Source organism: Roseibium sp. MB-4, assembly GCF_053005265.1.
Genome location: NZ_JBRKQB010000001.1, coordinates 1,765,417 through 1,778,723 on the forward strand (window position 1 = coordinate 1,765,417; position 13,307 = coordinate 1,778,723).

Genomic DNA, 13,307 nt, shown 5'->3' on the forward strand with positions numbered 1-13,307 from the left:
GAAACCTATGGTTTTGGTCTACCGGACAAAGCGGCCGTGAGCCGTGCATCCTCTAGATAGGGGTCATGGCCGAAGCGGATTGCGCCTTGATGCTGCAGCCAGACGGACTGGTGCGTTGCAACGGCCATCAGGCCCGACCGGGCGGGAAAGGTAATCGTATCCCCCCGTGCGAGCCGGTTTTCAATTCCCTCGGCTGGAAACACCCTCGGCTCGATCACTTGTTCCAGCAACGCCAACCCATCGACAATTCCAAACGCATTGGCCGGAAGATAGGGGTTGCAGAACACACCGTCTTCCGGGGCAGAATCCAGATGGAACAACGCCAGTTTCTGTTCTTGCCGGAGCCGGAATGCGTAGCTTCCGAGAGGATTTTCGGCTGAAGCTGGCAGATAGAGATTGAACTCATCTTTGAAACGGTTGATGGCGCGCGGCGTTGCCTGTCCCCAAGGGAGCGAACTGAGCGGCACATCCGCCCCTCTCCGTCTCAAATAGTACCCAACACCCTCAACCTCCGCCGGATCGTCCTTCAACCGCGGCAGCAATTCATTACCAAGAAACTCCAGAGGAACCTGCCAGGTTGGATGAAAGGTCACAGCTTCAATGGCTGTCGCCGTATTCGCGTGGTTTCTGTCCGGGCAGTTGGCGAAAGCCTGACCTTCCATCACCACACGCCCCGACTCGGAGAATACAAACTGGTTCTCGCCCTTGTTGATGAACAGCTTGACCCGGGAATACTCTGGCGGGATCCAGCGAATGCGCTCCATGGCGTTGCTGACCTGTTCGATCCGGCGCTCAATGGGAATGTTCAGCGCGCGGACAAGCCGGGGTGTCACCTCGCTTGAAACAGGAAGAACGTATCTGTGTTTCGATTGGGCAACCGCAAATGCAAGCCTCTTGTCGAAAAGCTCTCCGCCTGCGCCTTCGCCGACAAGACCGTCTTCGAACATCCGGCGCCGCAGGTCGGGCACCTGATCACTCTGTGTGCCTGGCGACAGCTCTTCTTTAATATCCATGTATGTAAAACCGCCGCCATCCTTGACTGCATACAGGCGCGCAAGGTGTGTCTTCAGCAAGCGGTAGGTATCGTCCTGCGGTTCCCAAATCGACACGAAATCCGGCAGTTGGGGTGCGGCTGCGAGCCGCTTCAAGGCATCCGTGCCATTGATTGTGTGGACGGGCATGTAGGCGCCAGGATAGAGCACCCGAGGCGTTACCCTGCCTGCCCGGAGGTCATTGGCAAAGTCAAGAAAATGGCCTGTGAACAGGAGCTCAATCCATGCAATCTCTGAAGGGTTGAGGCCTTCGTCAACGGACTTGAGCTCGGCTTCCAGATAGGCACGCGGATAGTCTTCCGGGCGGAGACCGTGAAGATGCGCATTTCTCAGGAGGTCCAAAAAGGCCGGGGCCCTATCCGTTCCAAGCCATAAGAGAGACGCATCTTCAGACCCGTAATACGCGCTGATTTCCCGTCGGCGTTTTTCAACGATGAGAGCCAGGCGATCCGGCGTGTTCAAAAACCGCTGGACATCCTCCACCCCACCGTTTGCCAACGTTGGGCCGGAAATCACACTCATCCAAACAATGAAAACCGCCAAGAAACCGATTGGCAGACCTGCGCTCCGTGTAAGCACCAAAACCGGCCTCCCTTTCCGTCTCCGCGTACACCTTCCTCACAGTATTTCTGGCGGATACACAAAGAATCAAGCGATCGCGCGTCGTTTTAGCTGTATCGGCGGCTTACTGCCGAGCCGGCGACAGGTTGGGTGAGCCGCTCCATCAAGCCTTCCGGGTAGAGTTCGATCTGTTTGGCCTTCAATTCTGCAACCGACATCCACCGGGCAATACACTCGGTCTCATCATGCTCCAGAAACGGGATGGCATCTTGCCGGTAGAAGCGCCCATCTGAAAAATGCGCGTGGCACAAGAAAACGATCTCATGGCCGGTTTGGCCGTAGTGTTCGTAGATATTTTCAAGGACAAAGTGGTCAGTGCCCAGAGATATCCGCGCACCGAGTTCTTCCAAAAACTCCCGCTGCAACGTATCACGCCAAGCTTCGCCGAATTCAACAGTTCCGCCCAAGGGGCGCATGCCCTTTACATTGCCATGATCGTCATAGATCTCGGTCAGGAGCAGAGCGTCAACTTGCCAGATGAGCGCCAGGGCTTTGACGGTGATGAAATTGGCGGGTCGCCAGATGGTCATGAAGGCCTCCGACACCAGAAATGTGTGAGTTGCGCGATAATCAGTCATATTCCCCGGCCCTCTGCAAGCAAAAACGGCGGCTTTCCATTGAAGGGCCGGGCGCGCTCTGCTATCCCGCAGCCAACACTTCCCAAGACGAGGACTGAACCTGCGATGATCCCGCGCTATTCCCGCCAAGACATGGTCGATATCTGGTCTCCGGAGTCGAAATTCCGCATCTGGTTCGAGATCGAGGCGCATGCCTGCGATGCATTGGCGGAGCTCGGCGTGATCCCGGAAGACGCTGCCAAGACAATCTGGGAAAAAGGCGGAAGCGCCACCTTCGACATCGACCGCATCGACGAGATCGAGCGGGAGACAAAGCATGACGTCATCGCCTTCCTGACCCATCTTGCAGAGATCGTCGGACCGGATGCCCGCTTCGTGCACCAGGGCATGACCTCGTCGGATGTTCTGGACACCTGCTTCAACATCCAGCTGGTCAAGGCGACCGACCTTCTTCTGAAGGACATGGACGAGCTGCTCGCCGCCATCAAGCGCAGGGCATTTGAACACAAGGACACGGTCACCATCGGCCGGTCCCACGGCATCCATGCCGAACCGGTCACTTTCGGCCTGAAAATGGCTCAAGCTTATGCGGAGTTCGACCGCTGCAAGGCGCGGCTTCTGAATGCCCGCGAGGAAATCGCCACCGGTGCCATCTCCGGTGCTGTCGGCACCTTCGCCAACATCGACCCGCGCGTTGAAGAACATGTCGCCAAGGCGCTTGGCCTTAAGGCCGAGCCGGTGTCAACACAGGTGATCCCGCGCGACCGCCACGCGATGTATTTCGCGACCCTCGGCGTCATCGCCTCCTCGATCGAGCGTCTTGCGACCGAAATCCGCCACCTGCAGCGCACGGAAGTACTGGAAGCAGAAGAATTCTTCTCCAAGGGCCAGAAAGGCTCGTCGGCGATGCCGCACAAGCGCAACCCGGTCCTGACCGAAAACCTGACCGGCCTTGCCCGTCTGGTGCGTATGTCCACCGTGCCGGCCATGGAGAACGTGGCTCTCTGGCACGAACGCGACATCTCGCATTCGTCCGTTGAGCGCATGATCGGCCCGGACACGACCGTCACCCTCGACTTTGCCCTGGCGCGCCTTACCGGCGTCATCGACAAGCTGGTGGTCTATCCGGAGCGCATGATGGGCAACATGGACCGTCTCGGCGGTCTCGTCCATTCCCAGCGGATCCTGCTCGCCCTGACGCAAGCAGGCTCCTCCCGTGAAAACGCCTACCGCCTCGTTCAGCGCAACGCGATGAAGGTCTGGGACAGCTATCAGGTATCCGGCGACGCTAAAGTCGACTTCCTGACCGAGCTTCTCAATGACGAAGACGTCCGCAACTACCTGTCCGAAGAAGAAATCCGCGACCGCTTCGATCTTGGCTATCACACCAAGAACGTCGACGTGATTTTTGAGCGGGTGTTCGGGGAGAGCTGACCGCACGCCCCTGTGCTGCCCCTGCGTAGGCAGGGGCTCGGGACCTTCAAACGGCTGTCAGGGCTCCTGCATATCTTTCCGGGTTACTGGATCCCTGCCTCCGCAGGGATGGCAGAATGTAAATGAGGCAATCATTCATGAAAATTGCGGTTGTTTCGGACATTCACGGGAATGTACTGGCACTGGAAGCGGTGCTGGCGGATCTCACCGGCGAAGCTCCTGATGTCGTCGTCAATCTCGGCGATTGCGTCTCCGGTCCTCTGTGGCCGGAGGAGACGGCTGCGATCCTGCGGGACACCAAGTGGCCAACGGTGCGCGGCAATCATGATCGGATCGTCCTTGAAAATTCGATTGAAAAGATGGGCCCGACGGACGCCTTTACAGCCGAACGGCTGTCGCGGCAAAGCCGTGACTGGCTGAAGACGTCTGAACCGACCATCCGGTTGAGTGATGACGTTTTCCTTTGCCATGGCACTCCGGACAATGACGACCGGTATTTGACCGAAAAGGTGGAGGGCCCAAAAGGTCATCTGCCGAATGAAGAAACGTTGGTTGCCGAGCTCAAGGGCGAAACATCCCCGATCATCTGCTGCGGTCACACCCATATTCCGCGGCTCATTCATCTTCATATGACCGGGCAGACGATCCTCAACCCCGGCAGCGTCGGCTTGCCGTCTTATGAAGATGATCACCCGAACCGCCACACAATGGAAGTTGGCAGCCCGCACGCGCGGTATGCGCTGATGACCAAAGGTGCTTCAGGCTGGAGCTTTCAGGAAAAGATCCTGCCTTACGATTGGGAATCTGCAGCACTTGAAGCGGAAAAGAACAAACGGCCTGGCTGGGGGCGCTCATTGCGCCGCGGCTTTTACGGGCCTTTGTCGTGAATTTCGAGTGACATAGACTTGAAGTCTGGTCACCGAACAGAGTTATTTGTTGAAGATTTTCTCAAACAAAATGGATAGCGCGTGTGACAAGTTACCCACGCCACATATGACCCTCACTCTGTTTTCGATTTCGTCATAATAAAAGTTGACATAATCGAGTTCAGATTCTTGCTCATTAAAACTTGAGATTTCTCGATAAACCTCCCCGACCACCATGTCCAAGTCGACTTCGATTAGCCAACCTGGATTATCAAGAGTGGTTATGCTGATGCCGCCCTGATGGTCCCAGTCACCATTTAATTGGCTCGCGAACCACTCTTCCATTCTTTCGATTGACATCAGAACCTTTGTTAAAACTGTTCTAGCTATGATTGGACAGGTACTGACCTGAGTAGATTGGACATCTGCGGGTTCAATACCTCTTTAAAACACTTCAAACGTCAGTCTCGCCATAGCCCTTCGGGTTCTTGCAGGCCCAGTTCCAGGTGTCGGAGCACATGTCTTCCAGGCCGCGTTCAGCGGTCCAGTTGAGCTTGTCCGCCGCTTTGTTCGTGTCGGCGTACACCTCGGCGACGTCCCCGGGACGCCTCGGAGCGATTGTATAAGGGATCGCCTGGTTTGAAGCCCGTTCAAAGGCTTTCACCATCTCCAGAACGCTGTAGCCGGTTCCGGTCCCCAGATTGACGGTAAAGCTGTTGTCCGTGTCTGTGAGCGAAGACAGGGCCTCATAGGCGCGCAGGTGCCCTTCCACCAGATCGACCACGTGGATGTAATCGCGGACACCGGTGCCATCGCGAGTGTCATAGTCTTTGCCAAAGACCGAGAGTTTGTCGCGTCGACCGCTGGCGACTTGCGAGACAAACGGCATCAGGTTGTTCGGAATCCCTTGCGGGTCTTCCCCGATCAGGCCGCTTTTGTGGGCGCCGACCGGATTGAAATAGCGCAAGATGCCGAAGCGCCATCGCGGGTCACTCGCAGAGACATCGCCCAGAATTTCCTCAATCATCAGCTTTGTGCGGCCATAGGGGTTGGTGGCGCTCAGCGGATGATCTTCCGTCAAGGGCAGGAACTTCGGCTCGCCATAAACAGTGGCCGAAGAGGAGAATATGAGCTGGCGCACATTGCACGCCTCCATCGCGGCCAAGAGCTCGAGCGTTCCGGTGATGTTGTTGGCGTAATAGCTGAGCGGAACCTTTGTGGACTCACCGACAGCCTTTAATCCAGCAAAGTGAATGACACCTGAGCAGTTGTACTTCTTCAGCACCCTTTCAAGCGTGTCCCGGTCCCGGATGTCACCCTCTTCATGAGCAACTTCCTTGCCCGTGATCGCGGTGATCCGTTTGAGGCTTTCGGGGCTGGAGTTGGAAAAGTTGTCGAGCACGACGACATCGTGACCTGCTTCCAGAAAGGTCACGCAGCAGTGGGATCCGATGTAGCCTGCGCCACCGGTGATCAGGATCGTCATGTCACTGTTGCCTTTCCCGCGTGCCTAACGCCTATAATGCCAACGACATATTTGCCGATAACACCTTCACGTTTCCTTACGCGCCCAAACGCCCATCATGGCAAAAGCGCCAGATCGCTCACCGCGATGAAATGCGGATTGCGCAGATCGTCTTTAGTCGCGCCCTCGGCAAGCCTGTAAACGAAGTCCCCACCGGTTTCTGCAAGCACCACATGGCCGCCGGCAGCCCGGACCACCGCATCGCCGGCCGCAATGTCCCACTGCATGGTCGGTGCCATGCGCGGATAGAGATCCGCCCGCCCTGCAGCGACCCAGCACAGCTTCAGCGAGGAACCGACACAGACCTTCTCGGCAACATTCAGCTTTGCGATCAGCGCTTCGGTTTCTTCCGACAAATGCGAGCGGCTTGCCAAAACACTCAAGCCCGCTACCGGCGGCTTTCGAACAGAGATTTTCTCCTCATCAACGATTTCGCTGTCTGAAACCTGCCCTTGAAAGGCACCCAGCGCGTCGCCACCCGGCAAGGCTCCGCCCCAGTAGATCTCCTTCAGCGCGGGGGCGTAGACAACGCCAAAAATTGGCGTTCCCTCATCGATCAGCGCGATATTGACCGTGAACTCACCGTTGCGCTTTACGAATTCCTTGGTGCCATCCAGAGGATCAACAAGGAAATACCGAGCACCGCCCTCCGGCAGCTGCCCGGCTTCGACGGATTCTTCGGCCACCACAGGCACATCCGGAAAGTGTTTTGCGAGGCCATTTAGGATGACGTCTTCTGCCGCCTGATCGGCGACGGTGACCGGCGAGCCATCCCCCTTGACCGATGCGCTGAAGTCTTCGGCATAGACCTTCAGGATCTCAGCCCCGGCAGCCACTGCCAAGTTCAAGAGTGATTCCACCTGGCCATCTGCCGTCCCGGTCATTTGCTTGAGTTCGCTCATCGTTGCGCCGTGTTGAGTGAAAGATGGCGCTCTTGTGGAACAGCTTTGTCTCCGGCGCAAGACCACAGATCCTCGCGACACGTTCTACGAGATCCACACCTCGTTGCCCCCGCTAAGATCGTTCCGGACGCAGCAGAACGGAGAGCTGGGACGACAACAGGGACGTCGCTTGAAAGCGCAGCTGTCTCAGGGCGCCGTGGCGCCATGATGTGTGACTGTCGAGGTCACATTCGCGCCTGCTTATTTCAGCCATTTGATCCATGTCGTGGACCGCTTCCAAAGTGGGCTGGCAGACTGTCATAAATTGCAGTGCGGTTGGGATCAGCAATAGAGGGGCTTGAGGATCAATCGATGCACGAAATGTCATTGTGCGAAAACATACTCGGGATCTTGTTAGACGAAGCGGCCAGCCAGAACTTCTCTAAGGTTGACCGAGTTTGCCTGGAAGTCGGCCCCCTGTCGGGTGTGGAGCCAGAGGCCCTGCGGTTCGGCTTTGATGTCGTGACCCGCGGCAGCCTTGCGGACGGTGCGCAGCTGGACATCTTCGAGCCGCAAGCAACCGCCACTTGCGCTGCGTGCGGCACGACAGCTGTTATTCAAGACCGTTTCGATCCATGCCCTTCCTGCGGCTCGCATCTGCTCAAGATCAAGACCGGAGAAGAACTGCGGATCAAGGAACTGGAGGTCTCGTAATGTGTACGGTTTGCGGCTGCGGCAGCGGTGAAACCCGGATTGAGGACGGCACGAAACACGCACCTGGGCATGGGCATGAGGCTACGCCCGACCATAGCCATCACCATCACTATGGAACTGGCGATGCCGGAGCCTCGGTCCCCGGAATGAGCCAGTCGCGCCTGATCCAGCTGGAACAGGATATCCTGTCGAAGAACAACAGCTACGCGGATGCCAATCGCCGGTATTTTGCAGAGCACGGCATGTTCGCGCTGAACCTTGTCTCAAGCCCCGGCTCGGGCAAAACCTCGCTTCTGGTGGAGACCCTCAAAAAGCTTGGCAAGACACATGCCTGCTATGTGATCGAAGGCGACCAGCAAACCACAAATGATGCCGACCGGATCCGCGAGACCGGCGTCCCCGCCCTTCAGATCAACACCGGCAAGGGCTGTCACCTGGATGGTCACATGATCGGTCATGCGTTGGAACGGCTTGCCCCGAAAGACGGCGCTTACGTCTTCATTGAAAACGTCGGAAACCTTGTCTGCCCGGCGGCGTTCGATCTTGGCGAGGCACACAAGGTCGCGATCCTGTCGGTGACCGAGGGCGAGGACAAACCGCTGAAATATCCGGACATGTTTGCCGCAGCTGACGTCATGCTCTTGAACAAGACAGACCTCCTGCCCTACGTGGATTTCGATGTCGCAATCGCCACGGCAAACGCTCGGAAAATCAATCCGGAGATCAGGGTGCTCACTGTCTCCGCACGGTCCGGAGACGGTCTTGAGGACTGGGTCGACTGGATCGGCACCGCCCGGGCTGAGCTGTTCGCCGGATGCTCCGCAACAGATGCTGCGGAATAGGAGCCGCCAATGTGTCTCGCAATCCCTGCCAAGATCACGGAACTTGACGGCGACGACATGGCCGTCGTTGCGCTTGAAGGTATCAAGAAACGGATTTCGACCGCGCTGGTCGAGGATCTCGCCGTTGGCGACTACGTTCTGGTTCATGTCGGCTATGCGCTGCACAAGGTAAGCCCGGACGAAGCGGCCCGCACGCTTCAGCTGATGGCCGAGGCCGGTGTGCTTCAGGAAGAACTCGACGAGATGACAGGAGCGGACCGATGAAATATGTCTCAGAATTCCGCGACAAGGATCTCGCGAAATCCGTTTCCGCTGCCATCCAGCGCGAGGCTGATCCTGGCCGGACCTACAATTTCATGGAGTTTTGCGGCGGTCACACCCATGCAATCTTCCGCTATGGCGTTCAGGACCTGATGCCGGACAACGTGGCCTATGTGCATGGCCCCGGCTGCCCGGTCTGCGTGCTGCCCGTGCGCCGGCTGGACGATGCCGTGGAAATCGCGGAGCGGCACAATGCGATCCTTTGCACCTATGGCGACATGATGCGGGTGCCGGGCACGAAACAGCGCAGCCTGATCCGCGCCAAGGCAGACGGCGCGGACATTCGCATGGTCTATTCCACGCTGGATGCCCTGAAGATTGCCCGCGACAATCCGGACCGTGAAGTCGTCTTCTTTGCCATCGGCTTTGAAACCACGACACCGCCGACCGCCGTTGCGATCAAACAGGCCCAAAAGGAAGGCCTCACCAATTTCTCCGTCTTCTGCAATCACGTTCTGACGCCCCCCGCGATTGCCCATATCCTGCAGTCACCGGATGTTCAGGACCTTGGCACCGTGGAGATTGAAGGGTTCCTGGGCCCCTCCCATGTCAGCTCGGTGATCGGATCAAAGCCCTATGAGCCCGCCGCGGAGATTTTCGGCAAACCGGTGGTGATCGCGGGCTTCGAACCTCTGGACGTGATGCAATCGACCCTGATGCTGATCCGGCAGATCAACGAGGGCCGCTCCGAGGTCGAGAACGAATACACGCGCGTCGTGACCCGTGAGGGCAATCTCAAGGCTCAGGCACTGGTGGAAGAGGTGTTTGACATCCGCGATGCGTTCGAATGGCGCGGGCTCGGCACAGTTGCCAAGAGCGCCTTGAAGATCAGAGGGGTCTTTGCCGCCTTCGATGCCGAACGGCGGTTCGAGATCTCGCCCAAACAGTCGCGCGAAGTGAATTCCTGTGAGTGTCCCGCCATCTTGCGCGGCGTGAAAAAACCGACCGACTGCAAGCTCTTCGGCACGGTTTGCACGCCTGACACGCCGATGGGGTCCTGCATGGTGTCGTCGGAAGGCGCCTGCGCGGCCTATTGGACCTATGGACGCTTCCGCACCAAGGCGGCCCGGCCGCAAAAAGAGGCCGCGGCATGAATATTCAGGATCCGAAATTGTCCGCGCGCACCGGCAGCATCGACATGGCCCATGGCGGCGGCGGCCGCGCAACGGCTGAGCTGATCGCCAATCTCTTCCAACGCCATCTGACCAATCCGATCCTGGATCAGGGAAATGACGCGGCGCTGCTGCCACCGGCGGCCGGGCGGCTTGTCATCTCGACGGACGGTCATGTCATCTCGCCGATCTTCTTCCCCGGTGGCGACATCGGGTCTCTCGCCGTTCACGGCACCTTGAATGACGTCGCCATGGCGGGTGCCGAACCGCTTTATCTCACCGTCGGCTTTATCCTGGAAGAAGGCTTTCCGCTCGCCGATCTGGAAAAGATCGTCATTTCGATGGCGCGGGCCGCAGAGGCGGCAGGCGTTCCGATCGTTACCGGAGACACCAAGGTCGTCGAAAAGGGCAAGGGCGACGGTATCTTCATCACCACGACCGGTCTGGGGGTTGTGCCGGACGGCGTTCATGTCTCGGTCGAGCGCGCGATGCCCGGCCAGGCGATCCTCCTGTCCGGCTCCTTAGGTGATCACGGTGTTGCCATCCTTTCCAAGCGGGAGAACCTTGAATTCGAAACGGAAATCCGCTCCGACAGCGCCGCGCTGCACACACTTGTCGCCGGCATGATGTCAGCAGCACCCGGGATTGCGGTTCTGCGCGATCCGACCCGCGGCGGTCTGGCGGCAACCTTGAACGAGATCGCCCGCACCGCCAAGATCGGTATCCATCTGGAAGAAAACGCAATTCCGATAAAGGCGGATGTGAAAGCCGCGTGCGAACTGCTCGGGCTTGATCCGCTTTATGTCGCCAATGAGGGCAAGCTGGTGTGTTTGTGCGAGCCCGGCGATGCTGATGCGGTGCTAGCGGCCATGCGGGCCCATCCTCTTGGCCGGGATGCGGCCTTGATCGGAACAGTCACCGAGGACGAAGCCCATCTGGTGGAGATGGAAACGGAGATCGGCGGCGTGCGTGTGGTCGATTGGCTTGCGGGCGAACAGCTGCCCCGGATCTGCTGACAGGCCGGCTGATGACCGTGACCGCAACACATGTCCGGATCAAAGGTCTTGTGCAGGGAGTCGGCTTCCGGCCCTTCGTCTGGCATCTGGCACGGGAAGAAGGCCTGACCGGCCATGTTCTCAATGATGCCGACGGTGTGCTCGCGGAAATCTTTGGTGCAGCTGACCGGCAACAACGGTTTTTGGACCGGCTCCGATGCGAAGCGCCGCCGCTCTCTGAAATCCTAAGCGTGGAAACGGCGACACTTGCGAAGCCCTGTGGTCCGCCGCCGCAAGACTTTCAGATTGTCGAGAGCGTTGAAGGTCCTGCCACCACCGGTATTGTCCCGGATGCTGCAACTTGCCCCGCCTGCCTGGCCGACATCTTTGACCCGGCCAATCGGCGCCATGGCTATGCCTTTACCAATTGCGCCCATTGCGGGCCGCGTCTCTCCATCGTGACATCCATTCCTTATGACCGCGCCAGCACCTCTATGGCCGCGTTCAAAATGTGCCCGGAATGCCAGAGCGAATATGACGATCCGGCGGACCGGCGCTTCCATGCGCAGCCCAACGCCTGCCCGGCCTGCGGCCCGCAGCTCTGGGCAGAAGCAAAAGGAACGCGAATTGAAACGGCCGACCCGATCCACTGGGCAGCATCCCGGCTGGCGGCAGGTGAGATCATTGCCCTGAAGGGCCTTGGCGGGTTTCATCTGGCCGTTGATGCCACGAATGATGCGGCCGTTGCCCGGCTTCGGGAGAAGAAAAACCGGCCGGACAAGCCGCTTGCCGTGATGGTGCGCGATTTGAAGCAGGCACGGACGATCTGCCATGTCAGCGGTAGGGAAGCGGCTCTGTTGGAGGACCGCGCGGCTCCCATTGTCTTACTGAGGTTGCGACCACAGTCCGGAGAGACGCCTGCCCTTTCCGGACACGTTGCGCCAGGCCTTGATCAATGCGGCCTCATGCTGCCGGCAACGCCGCTGCATCATCTCCTGATGGCAGCGGTTCCGGGCCCGCTTGTCATGACCTCCGGCAACCGCTCGGAAGATCCGCAAGTCACGACCAACGAGGATGCGAGACGCAATCTTGGGCGGATTGCCGACGGGTTCCTGATGCATGACCGGGAGATCGTCAACCGGCTGGATGACAGTGTGGTGCGGGCAGATCGAGGCGGGCCGGTGATCCTGCGCCGAGCAAGAGGCCATGCCCCTGCGCCATTGGCGCTGAACAACGGTTTTCAAACATCCCCTTTGGTGCTTGCCATGGGCGGTGAACTCAAATCAACGTTCTGCCAGCTGAGGCAAGCAAGCGCCGTCGTATCCCAGCACACGGGTGATCTGGAGAGCAGACCGGTTCTGGAAGACTATCAAAGGACCCTCACGCTCTACCGGCAGCTTCACGATTTTGAACCGGACCGCATCGCTGTCGATCTCCATCCCGATTATGTTTCAACACAAGCCGGACGGCGGCTGGCGGCGGACCTGCACATTCCGCTGATCGAGGTCCAGCATCATCATGCGCACCTTGCCGCTTGCATGGCTGAACACGGCTTGCCCCCGGGCAGCGATCCGGTGCTCGGCATTGTTCTGGACGGCTCCGGTCTTGGCAGTGATGGCACGATCTGGGGGGGAGAATTTCTTGTCGGCAGTTATGAGGGCTTTGAGCGGGCCGGCCATTTTCCTCCCGTTGCCCTGCCGGGCGGGGCGGCCGCCGTGCGCGAGCCCTGGCGCAATCTGGTGGCCCATCTGCGGGCGGCTTTTGGAGCGGACTGGTTCCATTCGAGTGCCAACTCGTCCCTCCGGCCCATCTTCCCCGGCAAGACGATGGACGTGATCGAACACATGATCGACAGCGGCCTCAACACGCCAATGGCCTCTTCTGCCGGACGACTGTTCGACGCTGTTGCCGCAGCCCTTGGGATCTGCGCCACGCGCCAATCCTATGAAGGCCAGACCGGCGCGTTATTGGAGACTCTTGCCCGGCCTTATCTAAAAGGCGCTACCGCCTACCCGGTTGACATTTCAAGCGGCGCGCCGGGGATCTTGTCCTGGGAGGTGATGTGGGACGCTTTGTTGAGCGACCTTGGGCGCGGAACCGCTCCCGGTTTGATCGCAGCCCGGTTTCATCTGGGGCTCATCAAGGCAATTAGCACCCTTGCAACGCGTCTTGCCGGGGACCGGAATATCAGGACAATCGCGCTCTCTGGCGGCGTCATGCAAAATGCGATCCTTGCCGATGAGCTTTGCGAACAACTTAAGGCACACGGGTTCGACGTTCTGGCTCCCGGAAAACTGCCCGCCAACGATGGCGGGCTGTCGCTTGGTCAGGCGGCGATCGCGGCGGTGACATAATCTTAAGCCGCG

13 protein-coding genes are annotated in these 13,307 nt (G+C 58.8%); 8 read left to right on the forward strand and 5 right to left on the reverse strand.

Annotated elements, in window-relative coordinates; translation table 11 throughout:
* Nucleotides 1-5 precede the first annotated feature (5 nt).
* Both ACVDG4_RS08220 and ACVDG4_RS08225 read right to left on the reverse strand, forming a co-directional pair.
* A complete protein-coding gene (locus ACVDG4_RS08220) occupies nucleotides 6-1,631 on the reverse strand; it encodes a L,D-transpeptidase scaffold domain-containing protein (protein WP_447234681.1) in 1,626 nt (541 codons plus the stop codon).
* 89 nt (nucleotides 1,632-1,720) lie between these two features.
* Nucleotides 1,721-2,203 carry an NUDIX hydrolase gene (locus tag ACVDG4_RS08225; RefSeq protein ID WP_447234682.1) on the reverse strand — a complete coding sequence of 161 codons (483 nt, stop codon included), beginning with the start codon at nucleotides 2,201-2,203 and terminating at the stop codon, nucleotides 1,721-1,723.
* A gap of 153 nt (nucleotides 2,204-2,356) precedes the next feature.
* On the opposite strand from ACVDG4_RS08225, the gene purB reads away from it, so the two are divergent.
* Both purB and ACVDG4_RS08235 read left to right on the forward strand, forming a co-directional pair.
* A complete protein-coding gene (gene purB / locus ACVDG4_RS08230; RefSeq protein ID WP_447234683.1) occupies nucleotides 2,357-3,685 on the forward strand; it encodes an adenylosuccinate lyase in 1,329 nt (442 codons plus the stop codon).
* Between the two features lie 137 nt (nucleotides 3,686-3,822).
* On the forward strand, nucleotides 3,823-4,572 hold the full coding sequence (locus ACVDG4_RS08235; protein ID WP_447234684.1) for a metallophosphoesterase family protein: 750 nt from the start codon (nucleotides 3,823-3,825) through the stop codon (nucleotides 4,570-4,572).
* A gap of 42 nt (nucleotides 4,573-4,614) precedes the next feature.
* On the opposite strand, the gene ACVDG4_RS08240 is transcribed toward ACVDG4_RS08235, so the two are convergent.
* The 3 genes from ACVDG4_RS08240 to cysQ all read right to left on the reverse strand — a co-directional run bounded on the left by ACVDG4_RS08240 (nucleotide 4,615) and on the right by cysQ (nucleotide 6,978).
* On the reverse strand, nucleotides 4,615-4,911 hold the full coding sequence (locus ACVDG4_RS08240; RefSeq protein WP_447234685.1) for an Imm53 family immunity protein: 297 nt from the start codon (nucleotides 4,909-4,911) through the stop codon (nucleotides 4,615-4,617).
* Nucleotides 4,912-5,005: 94 nt separating this feature from the next.
* A complete protein-coding gene (gene galE / locus ACVDG4_RS08245) occupies nucleotides 5,006-6,037 on the reverse strand; it encodes a UDP-glucose 4-epimerase GalE (RefSeq protein ID WP_447234686.1) in 1,032 nt (343 codons plus the stop codon).
* Between the two features lie 95 nt (nucleotides 6,038-6,132).
* Nucleotides 6,133-6,978 (reverse strand): 3'(2'),5'-bisphosphate nucleotidase CysQ, encoded by an 846-nt coding sequence (cysQ, locus tag ACVDG4_RS08250; protein WP_447234687.1) that lies wholly within the window; start codon nucleotides 6,976-6,978, stop codon nucleotides 6,133-6,135.
* A 351-nt stretch (nucleotides 6,979-7,329) separates the two neighbouring features.
* On the opposite strand from cysQ, the gene hypA reads away from it, so the two are divergent.
* From hypA to hypF, 6 genes are read left to right on the forward strand one after another with little or no spacing between them, the layout of a single operon-like run.
* On the forward strand, nucleotides 7,330-7,671 hold the full coding sequence (gene hypA / locus ACVDG4_RS08255) for a hydrogenase maturation nickel metallochaperone HypA (RefSeq protein WP_447234688.1): 342 nt from the start codon (nucleotides 7,330-7,332) through the stop codon (nucleotides 7,669-7,671).
* Nucleotides 7,671-8,513, forward strand: a complete 843-nt coding sequence (gene hypB, locus ACVDG4_RS08260; RefSeq protein ID WP_447234689.1) for a hydrogenase nickel incorporation protein HypB — start codon at nucleotides 7,671-7,673, stop codon at nucleotides 8,511-8,513. Before hypA ends, hypB begins: the two co-directional genes overlap by 1 nt.
* A 9-nt stretch (nucleotides 8,514-8,522) precedes the next feature.
* Nucleotides 8,523-8,777, forward strand: a complete 255-nt coding sequence (locus ACVDG4_RS08265) for a HypC/HybG/HupF family hydrogenase formation chaperone (RefSeq protein ID WP_447234690.1) — start codon at nucleotides 8,523-8,525, stop codon at nucleotides 8,775-8,777.
* On the forward strand, nucleotides 8,774-9,928 hold the full coding sequence (gene hypD, locus ACVDG4_RS08270) for a hydrogenase formation protein HypD (RefSeq protein WP_447234691.1): 1,155 nt from the start codon (nucleotides 8,774-8,776) through the stop codon (nucleotides 9,926-9,928). The genes ACVDG4_RS08265 and hypD overlap by 4 nt, the downstream gene beginning before the upstream one ends.
* A complete protein-coding gene (hypE, locus tag ACVDG4_RS08275; protein WP_447234692.1) occupies nucleotides 9,925-10,962 on the forward strand; it encodes a hydrogenase expression/formation protein HypE in 1,038 nt (345 codons plus the stop codon). The genes hypD and hypE overlap by 4 nt, the downstream gene beginning before the upstream one ends.
* An 11-nt stretch (nucleotides 10,963-10,973) precedes the next feature.
* Complete coding sequence (gene hypF / locus ACVDG4_RS08280) at nucleotides 10,974-13,295, forward strand: carbamoyltransferase HypF (RefSeq protein ID WP_447234693.1); 2,322 nt, start codon at nucleotides 10,974-10,976, stop codon at nucleotides 13,293-13,295.
* The last annotated feature ends 12 nt before the right edge of the window (nucleotides 13,296-13,307 follow it).

Coding starts and splice junctions, on each gene's coding strand:
- ACVDG4_RS08225 (WP_447234682.1), bottom strand. CDS start 2,203: ATGACCATCTGGCGACCCGCCAATTTCATCACCGTCAAAGCCCTGGCG.
- purB (WP_447234683.1), top strand. CDS start 2,357: ATGATCCCGCGCTATTCCCGCCAAGACATGGTCGATATCTGGTCTCCG.
- ACVDG4_RS08235 (WP_447234684.1), top strand. CDS start 3,823: ATGAAAATTGCGGTTGTTTCGGACATTCACGGGAATGTACTGGCACTG.
- ACVDG4_RS08240 (WP_447234685.1), bottom strand. CDS start 4,911: ATGTCAATCGAAAGAATGGAAGAGTGGTTCGCGAGCCAATTAAATGGT.
- galE (WP_447234686.1), bottom strand. CDS start 6,037: ATGACGATCCTGATCACCGGTGGCGCAGGCTACATCGGATCCCACTGC.
- cysQ (WP_447234687.1), bottom strand. CDS start 6,978: ATGAGCGAACTCAAGCAAATGACCGGGACGGCAGATGGCCAGGTGGAA.
- hypA (WP_447234688.1), top strand. CDS start 7,330: ATGCACGAAATGTCATTGTGCGAAAACATACTCGGGATCTTGTTAGAC.
- hypB (WP_447234689.1), top strand. CDS start 7,671: ATGTGTACGGTTTGCGGCTGCGGCAGCGGTGAAACCCGGATTGAGGAC.
- ACVDG4_RS08265 (WP_447234690.1), top strand. CDS start 8,523: ATGTGTCTCGCAATCCCTGCCAAGATCACGGAACTTGACGGCGACGAC.
- hypD (WP_447234691.1), top strand. CDS start 8,774: ATGAAATATGTCTCAGAATTCCGCGACAAGGATCTCGCGAAATCCGTT.
- hypE (WP_447234692.1), top strand. CDS start 9,925: ATGAATATTCAGGATCCGAAATTGTCCGCGCGCACCGGCAGCATCGAC.
- hypF (WP_447234693.1), top strand. CDS start 10,974: ATGACCGTGACCGCAACACATGTCCGGATCAAAGGTCTTGTGCAGGGA.